Origin of the sequence: Desulforamulus reducens MI-1, from assembly GCF_000016165.1 — a bacterium.
GTDB lineage: Bacteria > Bacillota > Desulfotomaculia > Desulfotomaculales > Desulfotomaculaceae > Desulfotomaculum > Desulfotomaculum reducens.
This window is the reverse complement of sequence record NC_009253.1, coordinates 1,332,459-1,354,255: the sequence shown is the minus strand read 5'-3', so window position 1 is coordinate 1,354,255 and position 21,797 is coordinate 1,332,459. Positions and strand designations below refer to the sequence as shown.

Genomic DNA, 21,797 nt, shown 5'->3' with positions numbered 1-21,797 from the left:
GTATATTAGTTCACCTTCCTGTACAACCACACTCGCATTAAAGAAAGCAATTGATTAATATCAAGTGGCTTGCTAATATAATCTGATGCTCCAGCTTGCAAACATTTATCCCGGTCACCTTTCATAGCCTTAGCAGTTAAGGCTATTATGGGAATTTTCTCGTATTCGGGCATTTTCCTAATGGATTGCATTGCCTCATAGCCATCCATCTCTGGCATCATAATGTCCATCAGCACTAGGTCGATACCTGGGGTCTGCATCAATATTTCCTGAGCCTCTCGCCCATTTCCAGCAAACAAGACTTCTATTTCCTGCTCTTCTAGGGCAGCAGTAATAGCAAAGACATTACGCATGTCGTCATCGACCACAAGCACCCTATACCCCTTCAAGGTTTTATCCCCCTGGGAATAGATTTGGCTTAAGGAAACTTTGTCACCGCTCCATTCTTCTGTTTTGCCAATTTCATCTCTTTCAATCGGAGAATTATCATCCCCTGGAGCCACTTCAGTTCTGGCTGGTTCAATAAATTCTGTTTCAACATCATAGGTTGGTATGTAAACAGAAAAAGTACTTCCTTTTCCTTTAATACTTTGCAGTTCAATAAAGCCTCCTAGTAAACCGGCTAGTTCCCGGCAAATGGACAGACCCAGACCTGTTCCCCCAAACTTGCGGCTGGTAGTGCCATCCCCCTGCTGAAACGCCTCAAAGATCAAAGCCTGCTTATCTTTTGCTATGCCGATCCCTGTATCTGAGACAGAGAATACTATTTGTGTCCCTTTTTCTGATATTTTAGTGGCCCTTTGGACATGGAGATTTACACAACCCTCATTGGTAAATTTAAAGGCATTAGATAAAAGATTCTTCAATATCTGCATTAACCTGTTTTTATCGGTAAAGAAGGTTTTTGGTATATCGTTGTCCAGTTGGATTGTAAAGTCTAGAAGCTTCTGTCGAGCTATCGGTTGAAATTGCCTTTCTAGCGTATATATAAGTTCAGTAAGAGATATCTGTTCAGGTTTAACAATTAATTTGCCTGCCTCTATCTTAGCTAGATCAAAAATATCATTAATTAAATTTAATAAATCATTTCCCGAAGATAGGATTGTCTCCGCATATTCAACTTGCTTTGGTGAGAGGTTGCCATCCTTATTTTCCACCAGTATACGTGCTAGAATTAATAGGCTGTTCAAGGGAGTTCTTAATTCATGGGACATATTAGATAGAAATTCAGATTTATACTGGGAACTTAGTGCTAAATGACTGGCCTGTTCTTCCAGGGCTGTCTTCGCTTTTTGTAGTTCGATGGTCTTTTGTTCAGATTCTTTGTATTGATTCTCAAGCTTTTCGTTAAAGGTTTTTAATTCTTCCTGCTGCATTTGGAGTTCTTCTGACTGAGTTTGCAGTTCCTCTGTTAATGCCTGTGAATCTGCCAGTAGCTTTTGAACTTGCATGTGGTTGCCAATACGGTTCAGGGAAATACCAACATTCCATCTCACCTGCTCCAGTAGTTCCTGCTGCAAAGAGCTAAGTTCAGTAAAAGAGGCCAGTTCAATAACGGCCACAACCTTGCCCTCAAATTCTACTGGCAGTACAGTAATGCATTTGGCAGGTGCTGTACCGAGTCCAGAAGTAATATGAATATATTGATTCGGAATATTAGTAAGATAAATAACTTTATTTTCCAGCAAACACTGTCCCACTAGACCTTCCCCTGGGCGAAAACTAGAAGTTCCCACATCCTGTCCACCACTGGCATAGGATGCCATCTTTATAAGTCTTTGCTCTTCACCCTCAGTCACAGAAACGTAAAATACCCCATAACATCCTCCCACTATCGGAGGTATTCTTGTAATCAGTAGCTGGGCAAAGGTTTTTACATCCAGAACTCCCTGGAACAGAGTCATTATTTCTGCAACCTTTGATTTCAGCCAGTGCTGCTCTTGAATAGCTAGATTCTTCTCCTTTTCCTGACGGGCATGTTGTTCCAGGGCTTCCACCATATCATTAAAGACTTCGGAGATTTTTCCAATTTCATCACTAGATACTATATCAAGCCGGGGTAAAAATGTTTTATCCTTATGGGAAGAGACACTTTTCATCGCTAATGTCACTCGGTGGAGATTACCTACAATGTTCTGTATCAGCCACACTACAATGCCGCTACCTAGAACCATGCCTATTAATACCAACGAGATAAAAATGAAAACAATGTTATTATAAACATCCTTTGACTGAGCCACTGTTAGCTCCATTTGTTTTTGTTGAATACTACCTACATCATCAATCATTTGAACTAGTTTTAACCGTGTCTGAACAGATGCATTCTGATACAGGACAGCTTTAGCTTCATCTCTTCTACCAGCTTGAACCAAGCTATAGATTGTTTTCTCGATTTTCAAGTATTCATTAAAAGCAGTCTTTACCTCTGTAGTTAATTGCTTTAACTCATCAACTTCACTAACTTTTTCCAAGGCTGAGATAGCACCCAATATCTGTTTGTTGGATTCTTCCATCTTATTATATATTTCTAAATCTGTATTGTTATCTTCTAAGATTAGGTCCCTTAAATAACGGCTGGCATTGTTAATCTCAAACTGAATGGTAGCAACTAAAATAACCTTTTGGTAACGGTTCTTAACAATTTCCTCAATATTATTGTTGAATTTTTTCATCCCATAAATCGCACTGCCTGAAATTAAAAGCAATATGATAAAAAGGCCACTAAGTCCTAAAAAAAGCTTAGTTTTTAGTTTCATCTATATTATCCCCTTCTTTGGCTCCTATTTTATAAATATTCATAATAATGTAAATTTTTACTTATATTCTTTGCAAATTTTCTTAAACCTTCTTTTATTTTCCATTTTTATATAACAATAATCGAAAATATAAAGAAATAAGATTAATTTATCTCTTTAAAACTAATAAAAAACACCCACAGCCTATGACTGTGGGTGTTAAAAATTACTCTGGCGACGACCTACTCTCCCAGGAGCGTGAGCTCCAAGTACCATCGGCCCTGGAGGGCTTAACTGCTGTGTTCGGGATGGGAACAGGTGTACCCCCTCCGGTATCGCCACCAGAAACTTTATGCTATTGGGTATTACTTTTAGGTCAGCCATGGGCTGTGGGCCTTGGGCCATGAGCTTTTTGGCTTTTCCTTTGAGCAAACAATTTATGTTCTCTCAAAACTGAACAGCTATTTAGTATTGCGTCATATATTCTTAACCTTAGCTCACGGCTCATGGCACATGGCCTAAGGCTTGTTTTTGGTCAAGAACTCGATCTATTAGTACCGGTCAGCTGAAAACATTGCTGCTCTTACACTCCCGGCCTATCTACCATGTAGTCTTCATGGGATCTTACCCTTCTCGAAGTTCGAAATTCGTGGTTCGAAGTTCGATCTAAGTATTTCTTTTGGGTCTTTATTTTTAACAACCCAAAATTCTTACCCAAATTCGAACATCGAATGTCGAAACTCGAACTTCGAGAAGGTGGGAAACCTCATCTTGAAGGAGGCTTCGTGCTTAGATGCTTTCAGCACTTATCCCTTCCGGACTTAGTTACCCAGCACTACCGTTGGCACGATAGCTGGTACACCAGCGGTCCGTCCATCCCGGTCCTCTCGTACTAGGGACAGCTCTTCTCAAGTTTCCTGCGCCTGCGACGGATAGGGACCGAACTGTCTCACGACGTTCTGAACCCAGCTCACGTACCGCTTTAATGGGCGAACAGCCCAACCCTTGGGACCTACTTCAGCCCCAGGATGCGATGAGCCGACATCGAGGTGCCAAACCTCCCCGTCGATGTGGACTCTTGGGGGAGATAAGCCTGTTATCCCCGGGGTAGCTTTTATCCGTTGAGCGACGGCCCTTCCACTCAGAACCGCCGGATCACTAAGCCCTACTTTCGTACCAGCTCGACTTGTTGGTCTCGCTGTCAAGCTCCCTTTTGCCTTTACACTCTAACGTGCGATTTCCTTCCGCACTGAGGGAACCTTTGGGCGCCTCCGTTACCTTTTGGGAGGCGACCGCCCCAGTCAAACTGCCCACCTGACACTGTCCTCATTCCAGCTTCATGGAATTTAGTTAGAATTTCAATATCTAAAGGGTGGTATCCCAACGCTGACTCCACCTACACTGGCGTGCAAGCTTCTAAGTCTCCCACCTATCCTGTACATCAAATACCAAAACCCAATGTCAAGCTACAGTAAAGCTCCACGGGGTCTTTCTGTCCTGTCGCAGGTAGACGGCATCTTCACCGTCATTACAATTTCACCGAGCCCCTCGTTGAGACAGTGTCCAAATCGTTACGCCTTTCGTGCGGGTCGGAACTTACCCGACAAGGAATTTCGCTACCTTAGGACCGTTATAGTTACGGCCGCCGTTTACTGGGGCTTCGGTTCTATGCTTCAGTTTCCTTAACATTTCCCCTTAACCTTCCAGCACCGGGCAGGCGTCAGCCCCTATACGTCAGCTTTCGCTTTAGCAGGGACCTGTGTTTTTGGTAAACAGTCGCTTGGACCTTTTCTCTGCGGCCTCTTCTCGCTCCAATCGTACAATTTTCACGATACCGAGGCACCCCTTCTCCCGAAGTTACGGGGTCATTTTGCCGAGTTCCTTAACGAGGGTTCTCTCGCGCGCCTTAGGATTCTCACCCCACCTACCTGTGTCGGTTTGCGGTACGGGCACCAACTTACCTCGTTAGAAGCTTTTCTTGGCAGTTTGGGATCAGTTACTTCGCTACTTGTTTTCGCTCCCCGTCACCTCTCAGGTTTTATGTAAGACGGATTTGCCTATCTTACACCCTACGGGCTTGGACCAGCTTTTCCAACCGCTGGCTTAACTTACCCTCCTGCGTCACTCCATCCTCATACGGTTTTTGGTGGTATCGGATTTTCAACCGATTGTCCATCGCCTACGCCTTGCGGCCTCGGCTTAGGTCCCGACTTACTCTGGGCGGACGAACCTTCCCCAGAAATCCTTAGGTTTTCGGCGGGCAGGATTCTCACCTGCCTTTTCGCTTACTCATACCGGCATTCTCACTTCTTACCTCTCCACAGCTCCTTTCGGTACTGCTTCAATGTGGTAAGAACGCTCCCCTACCATTCTCGAAGTTCGATATTCGAATTTCGAAATTCGATTATTTCCAAGTTTGTATCAGTTTGTTTAGTTGCCTTCCTAGATGATCGTATTCCTCTTTAAAACCTTCATACTGATCTGATATATATCCAAGGTCTTTGATCATATCTAGTAAAACTGCAACCTCATTACAGGATCCAAGTGCATTTATTAAGAACCTCTTAAAATCATCTACATAGTTCTTTCTACCGTATCCTTCGGCTATATTAAGCGGTATTGATACGGCCGCACGTCTTATTTGGCTCCCTATCTCATACAACTCATGCTGCGGAAAACCCTTTGTTGTTTTGTGTATTTGAAGAGCCAGTTTATATCCCCTCTTGTACACTTCAAGATCATGATAATCTTTTATCATGTGAGTTTTCCTTTCGAACATCGAATCTCGAATATCGAACCTCGAGAATCCAAAGCTTCGGTGATATACTTAGCCCCGTTACATTTTCGGCGCAGGGTCACTTGACCAGTGAGCTATTACGCACTCTTTAAATGGTGGCTGCTTCTAAGCCAACATCCTGGTTGTCTTAGCAACCCCACATCCTTTTCCACTTAGTATATCTTTGGGACCTTAGCTGTTGGTCTGGGCTGTTTCCCTTTTGACTACGAATCTTAGCACCCGCAGTCTGACTCCCGGTTTCTAAAATAACGGCATTCGGAGTTTGATTGGGTTCGGTAACCCGTGAAGGCCCCTAGCCCATTCAGTGCTCTACCTCCGTTATTCATCCACCGAGGCTAGCCCTAAAGCTATTTCGGGGAGAACCAGCTATCTCCTGGTTCGATTGGCATTTCACCCCTACCCACACCTCATCCGCCTCCTTTTCAACGAAGGTCGGTTCGAGCCTCCACTTTATTTTACTAAAGCTTCACTCTGGACATGGGTAGATCACCAGGTTTCGGGTCTACTCCAACGTACACTCTCGCCCTTTTAAGACTCGCTTTCGCTTTGGCTCCGGCTTTCCTGCCTTAACCTGCACGTTAGATGTAACTCGCCGGTCCGTTCTACAAAAAGTACGCCGTCACACTTCGAAGTTCGATGTTCGAAGTTCGTGGTTCGATACACGCATTCCTTTAGGGTCTTTTTTACTTGACCCGTAAGATATGACATGCATTCGAATTTCGAATCTCGAATATCGAACCTCGAATAGTGCTCCGACAGTTTGTAGGCATACGGTTTCAGGTTCTTTTTCACTCCCCTCCCGGGGTGCTTTTCACCTTTCCCTCACGGTACTGGTTCACTATCGGTCGCTATGGGTATTTAGCCTTGGGGGGTGGTCCCCCCTGATTCCCACGGGGTTTCTCGTGTCCCGCGGTACTTGGGATTTCCTCTGTAATGTTCAACCTTTCGTCTACAGGTGTTTTACCTTCTGTGCAGCACCTTTCCAGGTGTCTTCGACTAGGTCTAGTTATCACGTGATGAGGGTCCCGCAACCCCAGATTTCCGAAGAATTCTGGTTTAGGCTCGCCCCTTTTCGCTCGCCGCTACTTGGGGGTTCGATGTTTCTTTCTCTTCCTCCGGGTACTTAGATGTTTCAGTTCCCCGGGTGCCCTCCTCTATGCCTATGGATTCAGCATAGGGTGACGGAGGTTTGCTCCGCCGGGTTGCCCCATTCGGGTACCCACGAATCAATGCCTGCTTGCGGCTCCTCGTGGCTTTTCGCAGCTTACCGCGCCCTTCTTCGGCCCTTAGCGCCTAGGCATCCACCGTATGCCCTTTCTTTCTTGACCAATCTTGCTTTTCGGCTCGGTTACTTTTGGTAACCTACTGAAATTGTTTTTGTCGACGCTTTACTTGTCGCTGTTCAGTTTTCAAAGAACAAATGCAATGCTCTTAGGCATTTCTTTTGGGTCGGCCTTGGGCTGTGTGCCTTTTGGCTGTTAGCTCAAGTCAAACCCTTTTGTTTTATCCAATCACTAAGCGACTGGATTTATATCTTACTTCAAGAGAACCATTTTATCAACCGGTATTTCTTGGTTGATGCTACCAGCCTTTGCCTTACCACTCAGCTTAAAAAGCTCATGGCCCATGGCTCATAGCTAGACCCCAAAGGATTACCTTTGAGGTACGGTCTCTCAAAACTAAACAGGTTGATGATGAATGACCGACCTTAGATAATTAGCTTTCGCTAATTTCTCCTTAGAAAGGAGGTGATCCAGCCGCACCTTCCGATACGGCTACCTTGTTACGACTTCACCCCAATCATCGGCCCCACCTTCGACGGTTGCCTCCTTGCGGTTAGCTCACCGGCTTCGGGTGTTGTCAACTTTCGTGGTGTGACGGGCGGTGTGTACAAGGCCCGGGAACGTATTCACCGCAGTATGCTGACCTGCGATTACTAGCGATTCCGACTTCATGTAGTCGAGTTGCAGACTACAATCCGAACTGGGACCGGCTTTCTCAGGTTTGCTCCACCTCACGGCTTCGCTTCCGTCTGTACCGGCCATTGTAGTACGTGTGTAGCCCAGGACATAAGGGGCATGATGATTTGACGTCATCCCCACCTTCCTCCGTTTTGTCAACGGCAGTCACATTAGAGTTCCCACCTTTACGTGCTGGCAACTAATGTTAGGGGTTGCGCTCGTTGCGGGACTTAACCCAACATCTCACGACACGAGCTGACGACAACCATGCACCACCTGTCTCTACGTTATCCCGAAGGATAAGGCTCATATCTCTATGAGTTTCGTAGGATGTCAAGCCCTGGTAAGGTTCTTCGCGTTGCGTCGAATTAAACCACATACTCCACCGCTTGTGCGGGCCCCCGTCAATTCCTTTGAGTTTCAGTCTTGCGACCGTACTCCCCAGGCGGAGTGCTTATTGTGTTTACTGCGGCACTGCAGGGGTCGATACCCGCAACACCTAGCACTCATCGTTTACGGCGTGGACTACCAGGGTATCTAATCCTGTTCGCTCCCCACGCTTTCGCGCCTCAGTGTCAGTTACAGTCCAGAGAGCCGCCTTCGCCACTGGTATTCCTCCCAATATCTACGCATTTCACCGCTACACTGGGAATTCTGCTCCCCTCTCCTGCACTCAAGTCCACCAGTATCAGAGGCAATCACGGGGTTGAGCCCCGAACTTTCACCTCTAACTTAATGCACCACCTACGCGCCCTTTACGCCCAGTAAATCCGGACAACGCTCGCTCCCTACGTATTACCGCGGCTGCTGGCACGTAGTTAGCCGGAGCTTACTCTTCAGGTACCGTCATTTGTTCTTCCCTGAAAACAGAGGTTTACAACCCGAAGGCCTTCTTCCCTCACGCGGCGTTGCTCCGTCAGGCTTTCGCCCATTGCGGAAGATTCCCCACTGCTGCCTCCCGTAGGAGTCTGGGCCGTGTCTCAGTCCCAGTGTGGCCGTTCGCCCTCTCAGGCCGGCTACCCATCGTCGCCTTGGTGGTCCGTTACACCACCAACTAGCTAATGGGACGCGGATCCATCTGATAGCACGATAGCTTTCCTTACAGAGCCATGCGACTCCGCAAGCGTATCCGGTATTAGCAGCCGTTTCCAGCTGTTATCCCGGTCTATCAGGCAGGTTATCCACGCGTTACTCACCCGTTCGCCACTATCTTCGAAGTTCGACGTTCGAAATTCGTGATTCGATCCAAGCATTTCTTTGGGGTCTTTTAAATGACCCTTAAGCTTTACTCGAACTCAAAATTCGAACCTCGAAAGTCGAACCTCGAAGACCGTTCGACTTGCATGTGTTAAGCACGCCGCCAGCGTTCGTCCTGAGCCAGGATCAAACTCTCCATAAAATATTTCTCGCACCCTTTAGGGTGTGCAATATCTTAAAGAGTTTTGGCTCTTTTTTTATCCTTGATTTACTCGCTAGCGTTTTTTAACGCTTGACGAGGATGTTTTTTGTGGTCGTCTTAGTTTCAGTCTTCTTTATGAATACTGACTTTTGACTTGACCTTTTTCATCCATCATCTCTGTTTAGTTTTCAAAGACCGTTTGTTTGGTTCCGGCCTCGCGACCGGAACTTTATTTTACCATGTCTCTCACTAAGTTTCAAGTGAAAGTTTTTGGTAATTTTCTCACCGCTTCATCAGCGGCAGGAATTTTATTTTACCACTTCCAGTTATCTTTTTGCAAGTGGTAATTTTTTGTTATCACCTCGCGGCGACATTTGTTATATTAACACTATAAGTATGATTTGGCAATATAAAAATTATACAAATTTATTTATTCTTTTCCATATCATCAATAAGTTTATTTCTCTGTTCTAAATCAAGCTTTCGGGATTGCCATTCAATATCATCCCGAATTAGTTTATTGTTTAATAATATAAGATATGCTTCTTTAACACATCTAACAAACTTCGGATCCAAGAGAGAAATATCATTTGTTTGAACCAAAGGACATATCCTACTACCTAATTCTTTATCAAAAGATAAGATAAGTTCCCCACTACATCCCTACCCCTTTATCCCACTCAGTACAGCATACAACTCCACAAAGATCCCCACAATTTTTCTTAAGGGGTGTAACTTTATCCAATAATTTATATACCCTTTGCCAATCTATCATTTCATCACCCTTAAGTATTATAATGAGTGCTGTAAATCTTCGTCAAATATAGATCATAGGTTGATTAATACCTTCTATGTTTACTAAGCTTTTTGCCTTATCTTAAGCGTAAGCTTATTATTAGTACTTGTGCGTATTTGCATAAACTTTTGTCATACATACAAAAAACCACAGTCCAAAACTGTGGTTTTTATATTATGCTATTTTTCAAATTCTTTAAACTTAATCATCGGACACTTCTTACATACATCTACACCGGGGTACTGCTGTCCGCCAGGTCCTACCATAGAAGATCCGCCATATTTAGCTGTTCGGTCAATTAATTGTTTAGACAGAGCACCAATATGTGTACCTGGAACAAAAATATTAATTTCACCTTTTTCAGTTTTTCCTGAAGTAAAGCTACCAGCACACATGGTTTTCATTTCTATGGTTTGTTTTTGATAACATCCTACGGTTCCGCCACAAACTGCTGAGTTAATAGTATGTGTAAAATTAAGGGTGGGCTTTTTAGTTGCACCTATATAATCATTTAAGATGTGATAAGCTTGAAATGTATCGGTAATCATGAATACAACATCGGGTTCAAAGGTAGCTTTATAAAGAGGAGCAGTTGCAATACCCTTTAACTCTCCCAGAGGAAGCATGGGTTTAGCATTCAAGCACTCCTTAGCAAGTTCCCAGTTATTAGTATACTTGACATGGCCATCGACTTCTTCATCAGAAGATTCACGCATACCAAATACAGTCTTAGCGTTGCCACAAAGCAACTTTTCTTGATTAAATTTGGTGATGTAGTCATCCATACGTGAGGCTAAAGCAACTTGACAGTACGTCATCTTAGGACCAGGTACCTTTTCAACTTCAAACTTGTCATACTCTTCCTGGTCAAAGAAAAATTTAATGGCAACAGGGTTGTAATCCAGCTTATATAAATCTTGCAGTGCCATATGCATTTCTCTATAGGACAACTTATCTTTATTGGCTAACTCATTGATATCAACTAAGAGCATTTTGAGGCCCCCTAAAAACTTTTTATTTAATTTTAGAGGGTTGCAAGGGATTGCAACCCTCTCTGCTAATCGTGAATTACATAGCAATACCTGTTGCAGCTTTGATAATGGGTCCAAACATGTATTTTACACCACAATAGAGAAGGATGAAGGCAAGGAAGTACTTCATTTTACGAGCATTAACATACTTAGATAGGTGAGCTGCAACAACAGTACCAATTGCAACACCGATTAATTCAAAGCCTAAGAAGCTAAAGTCAATTTTGCTACCTAGAGTCAGGTAGTTTGCAATACTGGTCATGGAGGACACAAGGATAGAGAGAACGGAAGTACCAGCAACGATGTACATGGGGAAGCCCATTACACTGGTCATAAAGGGGACCAGCAGGAAGCCGCCGCCAACACCCAAGGAGGCTGAGATAATTGCTACGATAATACCTGCAAAGAAGGGGGTTAATGCATTGTACTTAAATTCCTGACCGGCAAAGGTAAAGGTGTTTTGGATACCAACTTGCTGGAAGTTAACACCAATTTCTTTGATCTCGTTCATTCTTCCTGCAGCTTTAAGCTCTTTTACTTTCTCGGCAAATGCTTTGTTTGCTTGCTTTACTTTCTTTTGACCATCAATAAATTTCTGGCTGCACTCATAGAATAAACGGAAAGCAATTAGTAGGGTAAAAAATCCAAAGTAAGGTTTAAAGGTAGACATGTCTTTCAAATAGGAGTGTGATAAGTAAGAACCTAATAATGCCCCGATAATACCGCCTAGTCCAAGGGCAATAGCAGTGGGGACAACAATACGTTTTTCACGAAGATAGAGAGGAGTACCTACAATGGGGCTAACCAGTGTTAATACCTGGTTCATGGGCTTAACCATGTTTGCTTTTTTAATGCCGAAGATGGTCATGTGACCTACACCAGCCAGAATACCGCCAGCAGCACCTACAGAAGTAAACACGTAACCTACAAAGATTCCCCAAAGAATAAGTGCAATTGGGCTTGCATCAACGCCTGCCATAGAAAAATGCATAAGTAATTCCCTCCAATGTAGAATGTTATTTTGTTTTAAATAACGGAGCAGTAATATTAGAATTATTTCTTAGACTTAATTTAATAATCTTTTTTACAGGTTTAATTAACCAACCGCCAATATAGTAAGTAAAATAAGCTAAAAAGTAAAAAGCAAAAATATTGACCTGCCAGTTAATCAATGGTATGTTTATAGTTGGTAATATAAAGCTAATTATCCAAAGTACCAAAAGGTGTGGAACAAGACGATAGATAGAATCGACGACAATGGCTGTAAGATAATCAAAAAACACTTCCCTCATCTCTGCTTGTAGGGATCTGTAAGCCGTTCTGTCTTCTATGGTTACCGCAACATTGGATAGCTCATCCAGTTCCTGATAACGTTCTTTAAGTTTTTGTATTCTTTGTCCATGCGGGTTCTTAAAATAGCCTATTAGTCTGGAAATAGCATTCATGGCAACTAGCCTCGCTTTGATAAATATTTAATGGTTCTTGTATCACTTCCCCCTTTCAATTATTTTACCAACTGCTTGTTAATAATTTATCAAACTGTTGCTCGTTTTCATGTCACTTCGGCGACTATATAAATGTCATAATTATTACCTAATTTTTGTCGTTTTTTTTACATTTTTAATGAAATATAATGGACATACCATTTTAATTTTCTGATTATTTGCATTATTTATATCATTTTGCATATATCCTTTGCTGTGACAATGGACAGACTTATTTTCTCTTTGTACAATTTATAGGCATACTAAAAAGGTTGGTAATAAATTTACCAACCTTTTATACTATCCACTTATTAAGTTTCTCAGTATCTACTACATACATTTCTCTGCCTTCAATGACAATGCTTTTTTCTTGTTTAAAGGTATTTAACAGAGATGTTACTGTCTGTCTAGATGTACCAATCATACAGGCAATTTCTTCATGTGTAAGTCTTAAGTCTATTTTAGTACCTAATTCTGTTTCAACACCTGCTCGTTCAGACATTTTTAATAGAAGCATAGCTAACCTTCCCGGCACTTGCCAGCAAACCATTTCATGAATAATTGCCTCTGCTTCCCTCATTCGTACGCCTAGGGTTTTAGCAACCTTTATAGCAATGGCAGGATGTTGTTCTAATAACTCTTCAAATCTGTTCTTTCTTACAACCACTAAAGTTGCATCATTTATCGCACCAGCAAAACATGTTCTTTCTCCGTGATATAAGGTCTCTGCCAAGCCCATTAATTCTCCGGGACTTCTCATACTACCAACTGTAACACGTCGTCCATCTGCAGTTATCCGGTATATTTTTACAAATCCTTCTTCAATCAAATAAATACGATCTGCAGTATCACCCGCTGCAAATATGATTTGTCCCTTCGGGTAGTTGACTACTGTCCCATACTCTCTAATAAGATTTTTCTCCTCTTCTTCTAAGGCCAAGGGTTCATAGTTTAGGGTTTCCATTTTGATGCCACCTCCTGCAATAAAAGCTTTTATATAATCTTTCTATATTAATACTTTTTCATGTCAGACAGATATCATTTTATCCTTTATGAGTAACATGTTCAAGGAATTTAATAATTAATTAATATTTTCACTAATCCTTTAGAGTATTTTATACTATAATCCCCTAGTCAGAAAAACTTTACCCACCTCTATGGGTGGGTTAGAAACTTTATGCTATTGGGTAATGTTTTTAACTTCATTAATTATTGCAATTTGTATTTACAAATTACAGCTTTAATGGCCATGTAATCGATTGTATTAGGCAACTCCTCTTTAATCGGTTTTAATTTATTTGTACCTAGTTCTTCAATTTTCTGCAAGATTAATTCCTCAAATTCTGTAGGAATAAATTGATCCCAGACAATATCGTATCCTTCCACCCCACAGCGAATAATATGGTCCTGTACAGTGACTGGTTTTATTTTTCTTTGCCTAGCAATTTCTTGTAAAGAAAAACCTTCCCTAAACATATTAAGAGAAACAACATAACTGGGTAGACCCTTATCCCGTGCAGACTGTTGCAACAACTCTTGATCAGTCTCTTTATTATTAACATTTCCCTTTAGATATTTTTTAATTACTTCCATGAATTCCTTGCCGAAATGCTCTAATTTTACTTGTCCAACACCTTTTATATTAAGCATCTCTATTTCATTTGTAGGGTAATGGACGCACATTTCCCGTAAGGTGCTATCAGAAAATACAATGTATGGCGGTACATTATTTCGTTGAGATATTTCCTTTCTTAAATTAAGAAGCTGATTATAAAGCGAATTATCTGCTTCTTTTATTGATTCCTTTTTCCTAACTTTTTGGAGAACCTTCTCTTTACCCTTCAACACTGGAATAGCCTTTGGTTGGAGCTTAGCCACAGGGTATTGTCCTTCAGTTAAATAAATATATCCTTCGGCAATTAAAATATGTATGAGGTCACTAATTTCTTTAGTAGTATACTCCTTCATTAAACCGTAAGTAGACAAACGGTTAAATCCGTTTTGGATTACTTTTTTGTTTTGTGAACCTTTTAAAACATTAGCCACTAGGGAAACACCGTATTGTTCCTGCATACGCAAGATGCAGGAAAATATTTTCTGGCTCTCAACAGTTCTATCCACTAACTCATTGTAATCATTACAATTGCTACAATTGCCACATTCTTTGGGAACATTTTCCTCACCAAAGTACTTTAAAATAGTACCTCTCAAACAGTGCGTAGTATGACAATAATCAACCATTGCCTGCAATTTTTTATATTCGTTCACTTTTCTTTCCACTGGAACTTGATTCTGTTCAATCAAAAATTTTTGTATTTGTACATCCTGGGAGCTAAAAAGTAAAATGCATTGGCTAGGTTCTCCATCCCGACCGGCACGTCCAGCCTCTTGGTAATAAGCCTCCATATTTTTTGGCATGTTGTAATGAATCACGTAACGGACATTTGATTTGTCAATACCCATGCCAAAAGCATTAGTAGCTACCATAATTTGAAGATCATCGTATATAAATTTTTCTTGATTACGTATTCTTTCATCATCATTTAATCCAGCATGATATTTTCCCACAGCATAACCTTTCCGTTGTAACCAGTGCTCAAGGTTGTCCACTTCCTTTCTGGTGGCAGCATAGATGACTCCAGCTTGTCCCTTATTTCTTGCTAGATAATCAGATATAAAATCCTTTTTATTTTCCCCCCTGATAACCGTGAAGGATAAATTTTCACGGTTAAACCCAGCTACATATATCTTTGGGGTTTTCAATGATAGTAATCGCACTATATCCTGGGTTACCTCTTCGGTGGCTGTAGCTGTAAAGGCTGTAACCACCGGTCTTTTGTCTAGTTCTTTAACTACTGTATTAATGGCCAGATAGCTAGGCCGAAAATCATGTCCCCATTGGGATACACAGTGTGCTTCGTCTACAGCCAACATACTTATAGATAAGGATTTAATACTATTGATAAACCTTTTAGATTCTAATCTTTCTGGTGCTACATAAAGAAGTTTATACTTTCCATGACCAGAATCAAAAATTCTTTTTTCCACTTCATCGCTATCCAAAGAACTATTAATAAAGGTGGCTGCAATACCTAAGCTATTTAGTGCATCTACTTGATCTTTCATTAGAGATATTAATGGTGAAATAACCAAAGTGGTTCCCTGAAACATTAGTGCCGGTATCTGATAACAAATAGATTTTCCTCCACCTGTAGGCATAATACCCAAGGTATCTTTACCTTGCAAAATGTTGTTTAATATTTTATCTTGGCCACTTTTAAAGGAGGAGTAACCAAAATATTGTTTTAGTATTTGTCTCGCTTTTTTTAACACTTTGCCACCTCATAACAGCCATTCTGGGGCCTTTTTTAATATTTATCAATTAATGATTGTAATAGTTTGAACAACTTAACAGCCGGATTTTCAAGACAAAGGGGACAGCTTAATTATACCATCCCCCAGGTAAAAAGTTTGTTAAGAAAAATAGCCTGTCTATTGTCCTAAATACACCCCAGAAAGCTGAAGGTTGATGGCTGCTGGCTAATTAGCAAACTTAATTTTACCTTGTAATCAGATATAACAAAACCCTACAGTCATTTGCAACTGTAGGGTTTTTAAAATTACTCTGGCGACGACCTACTCTCCCAGGAGCGTGAGCTCCAAGTACCATCGGCCCTGGAGGGCTTAACTGCTGTGTTCGGGATGGGAACAGGTGTACCCCCTCCGGTATCGCCACCAGAAACTTTATGCTATTGGGTATTACTTTTAGGTCAGCCATGGGCTGTGGGCCTTGGGCCATGAGCTTTTTGGCTTTTCCTTTGAGCAAACAATTTATGTTCTCTCAAAACTGAACAGCTATTTAGTATTGCGTCATATATTCTTAACCTTAGCTCACGGCTCATGGCACATGGCCTAAGGCTTGTTTTTGGTCAAGAACTCGATCTATTAGTACCGGTCAGCTGAAAACATTGCTGCTCTTACACTCCCGGCCTATCTACCATGTAGTCTTCATGGGATCTTACCCTTCTCGAAGTTCGAAATTCGTGGTTCGAAGTTCGATCTAAGTATTTCTTTTGGGTCTTTATTTTTAACAACCCAAAATTCTTACCCAAATTCGAACATCGAATGTCGAAACTCGAACTTCGAGAAGGTGGGAAACCTCATCTTGAAGGAGGCTTCGTGCTTAGATGCTTTCAGCACTTATCCCTTCCGGACTTAGTTACCCAGCACTACCGTTGGCACGATAGCTGGTACACCAGCGGTCCGTCCATCCCGGTCCTCTCGTACTAGGGACAGCTCTTCTCAAGTTTCCTGCGCCTGCGACGGATAGGGACCGAACTGTCTCACGACGTTCTGAACCCAGCTCACGTACCGCTTTAATGGGCGAACAGCCCAACCCTTGGGACCTACTTCAGCCCCAGGATGCGATGAGCCGACATCGAGGTGCCAAACCTCCCCGTCGATGTGGACTCTTGGGGGAGATAAGCCTGTTATCCCCGGGGTAGCTTTTATCCGTTGAGCGACGGCCCTTCCACTCAGAACCGCCGGATCACTAAGCCCTACTTTCGTACCAGCTCGACTTGTTGGTCTCGCTGTCAAGCTCCCTTTTGCCTTTACACTCTAACGTGCGATTTCCTTCCGCACTGAGGGAACCTTTGGGCGCCTCCGTTACCTTTTGGGAGGCGACCGCCCCAGTCAAACTGCCCACCTGACACTGTCCTCATTCCAGCTTCATGGAATTTAGTTAGAATTTCAATATCTAAAGGGTGGTATCCCAACGCTGACTCCACCTACACTGGCGTGCAAGCTTCTAAGTCTCCCACCTATCCTGTACATCAAATACCAAAACCCAATGTCAAGCTACAGTAAAGCTCCACGGGGTCTTTCTGTCCTGTCGCAGGTAGACGGCATCTTCACCGTCATTACAATTTCACCGAGCCCCTCGTTGAGACAGTGTCCAAATCGTTACGCCTTTCGTGCGGGTCGGAACTTACCCGACAAGGAATTTCGCTACCTTAGGACCGTTATAGTTACGGCCGCCGTTTACTGGGGCTTCGGTTCTATGCTTCAGTTTCCTTAACATTTCCCCTTAACCTTCCAGCACCGGGCAGGCGTCAGCCCCTATACGTCAGCTTTCGCTTTAGCAGGGACCTGTGTTTTTGGTAAACAGTCGCTTGGACCTTTTCTCTGCGGCCTCTTCTCGCTCCAATCGTACAATTTTCACGATACCGAGGCACCCCTTCTCCCGAAGTTACGGGGTCATTTTGCCGAGTTCCTTAACGAGGGTTCTCTCGCGCGCCTTAGGATTCTCACCCCACCTACCTGTGTCGGTTTGCGGTACGGGCACCAACTTACCTCGTTAGAAGCTTTTCTTGGCAGTTTGGGATCAGTTACTTCGCTACTTGTTTTCGCTCCCCGTCACCTCTCAGGTTTTATGTAAGACGGATTTGCCTATCTTACACCCTACGGGCTTGGACCAGCTTTTCCAACCGCTGGCTTAACTTACCCTCCTGCGTCACTCCATCCTCATACGGTTTTTGGTGGTATCGGATTTTCAACCGATTGTCCATCGCCTACGCCTTGCGGCCTCGGCTTAGGTCCCGACTTACTCTGGGCGGACGAACCTTCCCCAGAAATCCTTAGGTTTTCGGCGGGCAGGATTCTCACCTGCCTTTTCGCTTACTCATACCGGCATTCTCACTTCTTACCTCTCCACAGCTCCTTTCGGTACTGCTTCAATGTGGTAAGAACGCTCCCCTACCATTCTCGAAGTTCGATATTCGAATTTCGAAATTCGATTATTTCCAAGTTTGTATCAGTTTGTTTAGTTGCCTTCCTAGATGATCGTATTCCTCTTTAAAACCTTCATACTGATCTGATATATATCCAAGGTCTTTGATCATATCTAGTAAAACTGCAACCTCATTACAGGATCCAAGTGCATTTATTAAGAACCTCTTAAAATCATCTACATAGTTCTTTCTACCGTATCCTTCGGCTATATTAAGCGGTATTGATACGGCCGCACGTCTTATTTGGCTCCCTATCTCATACAACTCATGCTGCGGAAAACCCTTTGTTGTTTTGTGTATTTGAAGAGCCAGTTTATATCCCCTCTTGTACACTTCAAGATCATGATAATCTTTTATCATGTGAGTTTTCCTTTCGAACATCGAATCTCGAATATCGAACCTCGAGAATCCAAAGCTTCGGTGATATACTTAGCCCCGTTACATTTTCGGCGCAGGGTCACTTGACCAGTGAGCTATTACGCACTCTTTAAATGGTGGCTGCTTCTAAGCCAACATCCTGGTTGTCTTAGCAACCCCACATCCTTTTCCACTTAGTATATCTTTGGGACCTTAGCTGTTGGTCTGGGCTGTTTCCCTTTTGACTACGAATCTTAGCACCCGCAGTCTGACTCCCGGTTTCTAAAATAACGGCATTCGGAGTTTGATTGGGTTCGGTAACCCGTGAAGGCCCCTAGCCCATTCAGTGCTCTACCTCCGTTATTCATCCACCGAGGCTAGCCCTAAAGCTATTTCGGGGAGAACCAGCTATCTCCTGGTTCGATTGGCATTTCACCCCTACCCACACCTCATCCGCCTCCTTTTCAACGAAGGTCGGTTCGAGCCTCCACTTTATTTTACTAAAGCTTCACTCTGGACATGGGTAGATCACCAGGTTTCGGGTCTACTCCAACGTACACTCTCGCCCTTTTAAGACTCGCTTTCGCTTTGGCTCCGGCTTTCCTGCCTTAACCTGCACGTTAGATGTAACTCGCCGGTCCGTTCTACAAAAAGTACGCCGTCACACTTCGAAGTTCGATGTTCGAAGTTCGTGGTTCGATACACGCATTCCTTTAGGGTCTTTTTTACTTGACCCGTAAGATATGACATGCATTCGAATTTCGAATCTCGAATATCGAACCTCGAATAGTGCTCCGACAGTTTGTAGGCATACGGTTTCAGGTTCTTTTTCACTCCCCTCCCGGGGTGCTTTTCACCTTTCCCTCACGGTACTGGTTCACTATCGGTCGCTATGGGTATTTAGCCTTGGGGGGTGGTCCCCCCTGATTCCCACGGGGTTTCTCGTGTCCCGCGGTACTTGGGATTTCCTCTGTAATGTTCAACCTTTCGTCTACAGGTGTTTTACCTTCTGTGCAGCACCTTTCCAGGTGTCTTCGACTAGGTCTAGTTATCACGTGATGAGGGTCCCGCAACCCCAGATTTCCGAAGAATTCTGGTTTAGGCTCGCCCCTTTTCGCTCGCCGCTACTTGGGGGTTCGATGTTTCTTTCTCTTCCTCCGGGTACTTAGATGTTTCAGTTCCCCGGGTGCCCTCCTCTATGCCTATGGATTCAGCATAGGGTGACGGAGGTTTGCTCCGCCGGGTTGCCCCATTCGGGTACCCACGAATCAATGCCTGCTTGCGGCTCCTCGTGGCTTTTCGCAGCTTACCGCGCCCTTCTTCGGCCCTTAGCGCCTAGGCATCCACCGTATGCCCTTTCTTTCTTGACCAATCTTGCTTTTCGGCTCGGTTACTTTTGGTAACCTACTGAAATTGTTTTTGTCGACGCTTTACTTGTTTCGCTGTTCAGTTTTCAAAGAACGTTGGTTTTATGATTCTAAAGCATGAGAGTTTGAAAAACAACCAGTAATTTATGGTTGTTTTAGTCTCTCAAAACTAAACAGGTTGATGATGAATGACCGACCTTAGATAATTAGCTTTCGCTAATTTCTCCTTAGAAAGGAGGTGATCCAGCCGCACCTTCCGATACGGCTACCTTGTTACGACTTCACCCCAATCATCGGCCCCACCTTCGACGGTTGCCTCCTTGCGGTTAGCTCACCGGCTTCGGGTGTTGTCAACTTTCGTGGTGTGACGGGCGGTGTGTACAAGGCCCGGGAACGTATTCACCGCAGTATGCTGACCTGCGATTACTAGCGATTCCGACTTCATGTAGTCGAGTTGCAGACTACAATCCGAACTGGGACCGGCTTTCTCAGGTTTGCTCCACCTCACGGCTTCGCTTCCGTCTGTACCGGCCATTGTAGTACGTGTGTAGCCCAGGACATAAGGGGCATGATGATTTGACGTCATCCCCACCTTCCTCCGTTTTGTCAACGGCAGTCACATTAGAGTTCCCACCTTTACGTGCTGGCAACTAATGTTAGGGGTTGCGCTCGTTGCGGGACTTAACCCAACATCTCACGACACGAGCTGACGACAACCATGCACCACCTGTCTCTACGTTATCCCGAAGGATAAGGCTCATATCTCTATGAGTTTCGTAGGATGTCAAGCCCTGGTAAGGTTCTTCGCGTTGCGTCGAATTAAACCACATACTCCACCGCTTGTGCGGGCCCCCGTCAATTCCTTTGAGTTTCAGTCTTGCGACCGTACTCCCCAGGCGGAGTGCTTATTGTGTTTACTGCGGCACTGCAGGGGTCGATACCCGCAACACCTAGCACTCATCGTTTACGGCGTGGACTACCAGGGTATCTAATCCTGTTCGCTCCCCACGCTTTCGCGCCTCAGTGTCAGTTACAGTCCAGAGAGCCGCCTTCGCCACTGGTATTCCTCCCAATATCTACGCATTTCACCGCTACACTGGGAATTCTGCTCCCCTCTCCTGCACTCAAGTCCACCAGTATCAGAGGCAATCACGGGGTTGAGCCCCGAACTTTCACCTCTAACTTAATGCACCACCTACGCGCCCTTTACGCCCAGTAAATCCGGACAACGCTCGCTCCCTACGTATTACCGCGGCTGCTGGCACGTAGTTAGCCGGAGCTTACTCTTCAGGTACCGTCATTTGTTCTTCCCTGAAAACAGAGGTTTACAACCCGAAGGCCTTCTTCCCTCACGCGGCGTTGCTCCGTCAGGCTTTCGCCCATTGCGGAAGATTCCCCACTGCTGCCTCCCGTAGGAGTCTGGGCCGTGTCTCAGTCCCAGTGTGGCCGTTCGCCCTCTCAGGCCGGCTACCCATCGTCGCCTTGGTGGTCCGTTACACCACCAACTAGCTAATGGGACGCGGATCCATCTGATAGCACAATAGCTTTCCTTACAGAGCCATGCGACTCCACAAGCGTATCCGGTATTAGCAGCCGTTTCCAGCTGTTATCCCGGTCTACCAGGCAGGTTATCCACGCGTTACTCACCCGTTCGCCACTATCTTCGAAGTTCGACGTTCGAAATTCGTGATTCGATCCAAGCATTTCTTTGGGGTCTTTTAAATGACCCTTAAGCTTTACTCGAACTCAAAATTCGAACCTCGAATGTCGAACCTCGAAGACCGTTCGACTTGCATGTGTTAAGCACGCCGCCAGCGTTCGTCCTGAGCCAGGATCAAACTCTCCGTAAAATATTTCGCAATATTTTAAAGAGTTTTGGCTCTTTTTTTATCCTTGATTTACTCGCTAGCGTCTTTTAACGCTTGACGAGGATGTTTTTTGTGGTCATTCATAGTTTCATCTTTACGATGACTTTTGACTTGACCTTTTTTGCATCCATCATCTCTGTTTAGTTTTCAAAGACCGTTTGTTTGGTTCCGGCCTTGCGACCGGAATTTTATTTTACCACTTCCAGTTAT

The 21,797-nt window shown here is 43.9% G+C and carries 6 protein-coding genes and 6 rRNA genes; all 12 read right to left on the bottom strand.

All coding sequences use genetic code 11. The features are described from left to right. Positions 1-5: 5 nt before the first annotated feature. The 12 genes from DRED_RS06875 to DRED_RS06820 all read right to left on the bottom strand — a co-directional run bounded on the left by DRED_RS06875 (position 6) and on the right by DRED_RS06820 (position 21,569). Positions 6-2,756, bottom strand: coding sequence for a response regulator (locus DRED_RS06875; RefSeq protein WP_011877625.1), 2,751 nt, complete (start codon positions 2,754-2,756; stop codon positions 6-8). A 208-nt stretch (positions 2,757-2,964) separates the two neighbouring features. Beyond that, a 5S ribosomal RNA gene (gene rrf, locus DRED_RS06870) occupies positions 2,965-3,081 on the bottom strand. Positions 3,082-3,266: 185 nt separating this feature from the next. Continuing rightward, positions 3,267-6,860: ribosomal RNA gene (locus DRED_RS06865) — 23S ribosomal RNA — on the bottom strand. Positions 6,861-7,273: 413 nt separating this feature from the next. Beyond that, a 16S ribosomal RNA gene (locus tag DRED_RS06860) occupies positions 7,274-8,892 on the bottom strand. The 16S, 23S and 5S rRNA genes sit together here, the layout of an rRNA operon. A 975-nt stretch (positions 8,893-9,867) precedes the next feature. Then, positions 9,868-10,680, bottom strand: a complete 813-nt coding sequence (locus DRED_RS06855) for a DUF169 domain-containing protein (protein ID WP_011877624.1) — start codon at positions 10,678-10,680, stop codon at positions 9,868-9,870. Between the two features lie 76 nt (positions 10,681-10,756). Beyond that, positions 10,757-11,710, bottom strand: a complete 954-nt coding sequence (locus DRED_RS06850) for a sulfite exporter TauE/SafE family protein (protein WP_011877623.1) — start codon at positions 11,708-11,710, stop codon at positions 10,757-10,759. A 25-nt stretch (positions 11,711-11,735) separates the two neighbouring features. Beyond that, a complete protein-coding gene (locus DRED_RS06845) occupies positions 11,736-12,164 on the bottom strand; it encodes a hypothetical protein (RefSeq protein ID WP_011877622.1) in 429 nt (142 codons plus the stop codon). Between the two features lie 334 nt (positions 12,165-12,498). Next, on the bottom strand, positions 12,499-13,167 hold the full coding sequence (locus tag DRED_RS06840) for a Crp/Fnr family transcriptional regulator (protein WP_011877621.1): 669 nt from the start codon (positions 13,165-13,167) through the stop codon (positions 12,499-12,501). A gap of 245 nt (positions 13,168-13,412) precedes the next feature. After that, complete coding sequence (gene recQ, locus DRED_RS06835; protein WP_011877620.1) at positions 13,413-15,536, bottom strand: DNA helicase RecQ; 2,124 nt, start codon at positions 15,534-15,536, stop codon at positions 13,413-13,415. Between the two features lie 290 nt (positions 15,537-15,826). Further along, positions 15,827-15,943 (bottom strand): 5S ribosomal RNA (rrf, locus tag DRED_RS06830). 185 nt (positions 15,944-16,128) lie between these two features. Next, positions 16,129-19,722, bottom strand: a 23S ribosomal RNA gene (locus tag DRED_RS06825). A 228-nt stretch (positions 19,723-19,950) separates the two neighbouring features. Then, positions 19,951-21,569, bottom strand: a 16S ribosomal RNA gene (locus tag DRED_RS06820). Positions 21,570-21,797 lie beyond the last annotated feature (228 nt).

Bases quoted from the DNA above. Each gene is read 5' to 3' on its own strand.
- DRED_RS06875 (WP_011877625.1), bottom strand. From the start codon at position 2,756: ATGAAACTAAAAACTAAGCTTTTTTTAGGACTTAGTGGCCTTTTTATC.
- DRED_RS06855 (WP_011877624.1), bottom strand. From the start codon at position 10,680: ATGCTCTTAGTTGATATCAATGAGTTAGCCAATAAAGATAAGTTGTCC.
- DRED_RS06850 (WP_011877623.1), bottom strand. From the start codon at position 11,710: ATGCATTTTTCTATGGCAGGCGTTGATGCAAGCCCAATTGCACTTATT.
- DRED_RS06845 (WP_011877622.1), bottom strand. From the start codon at position 12,164: ATGAATGCTATTTCCAGACTAATAGGCTATTTTAAGAACCCGCATGGA.
- DRED_RS06840 (WP_011877621.1), bottom strand. From the start codon at position 13,167: ATGGAAACCCTAAACTATGAACCCTTGGCCTTAGAAGAAGAGGAGAAA.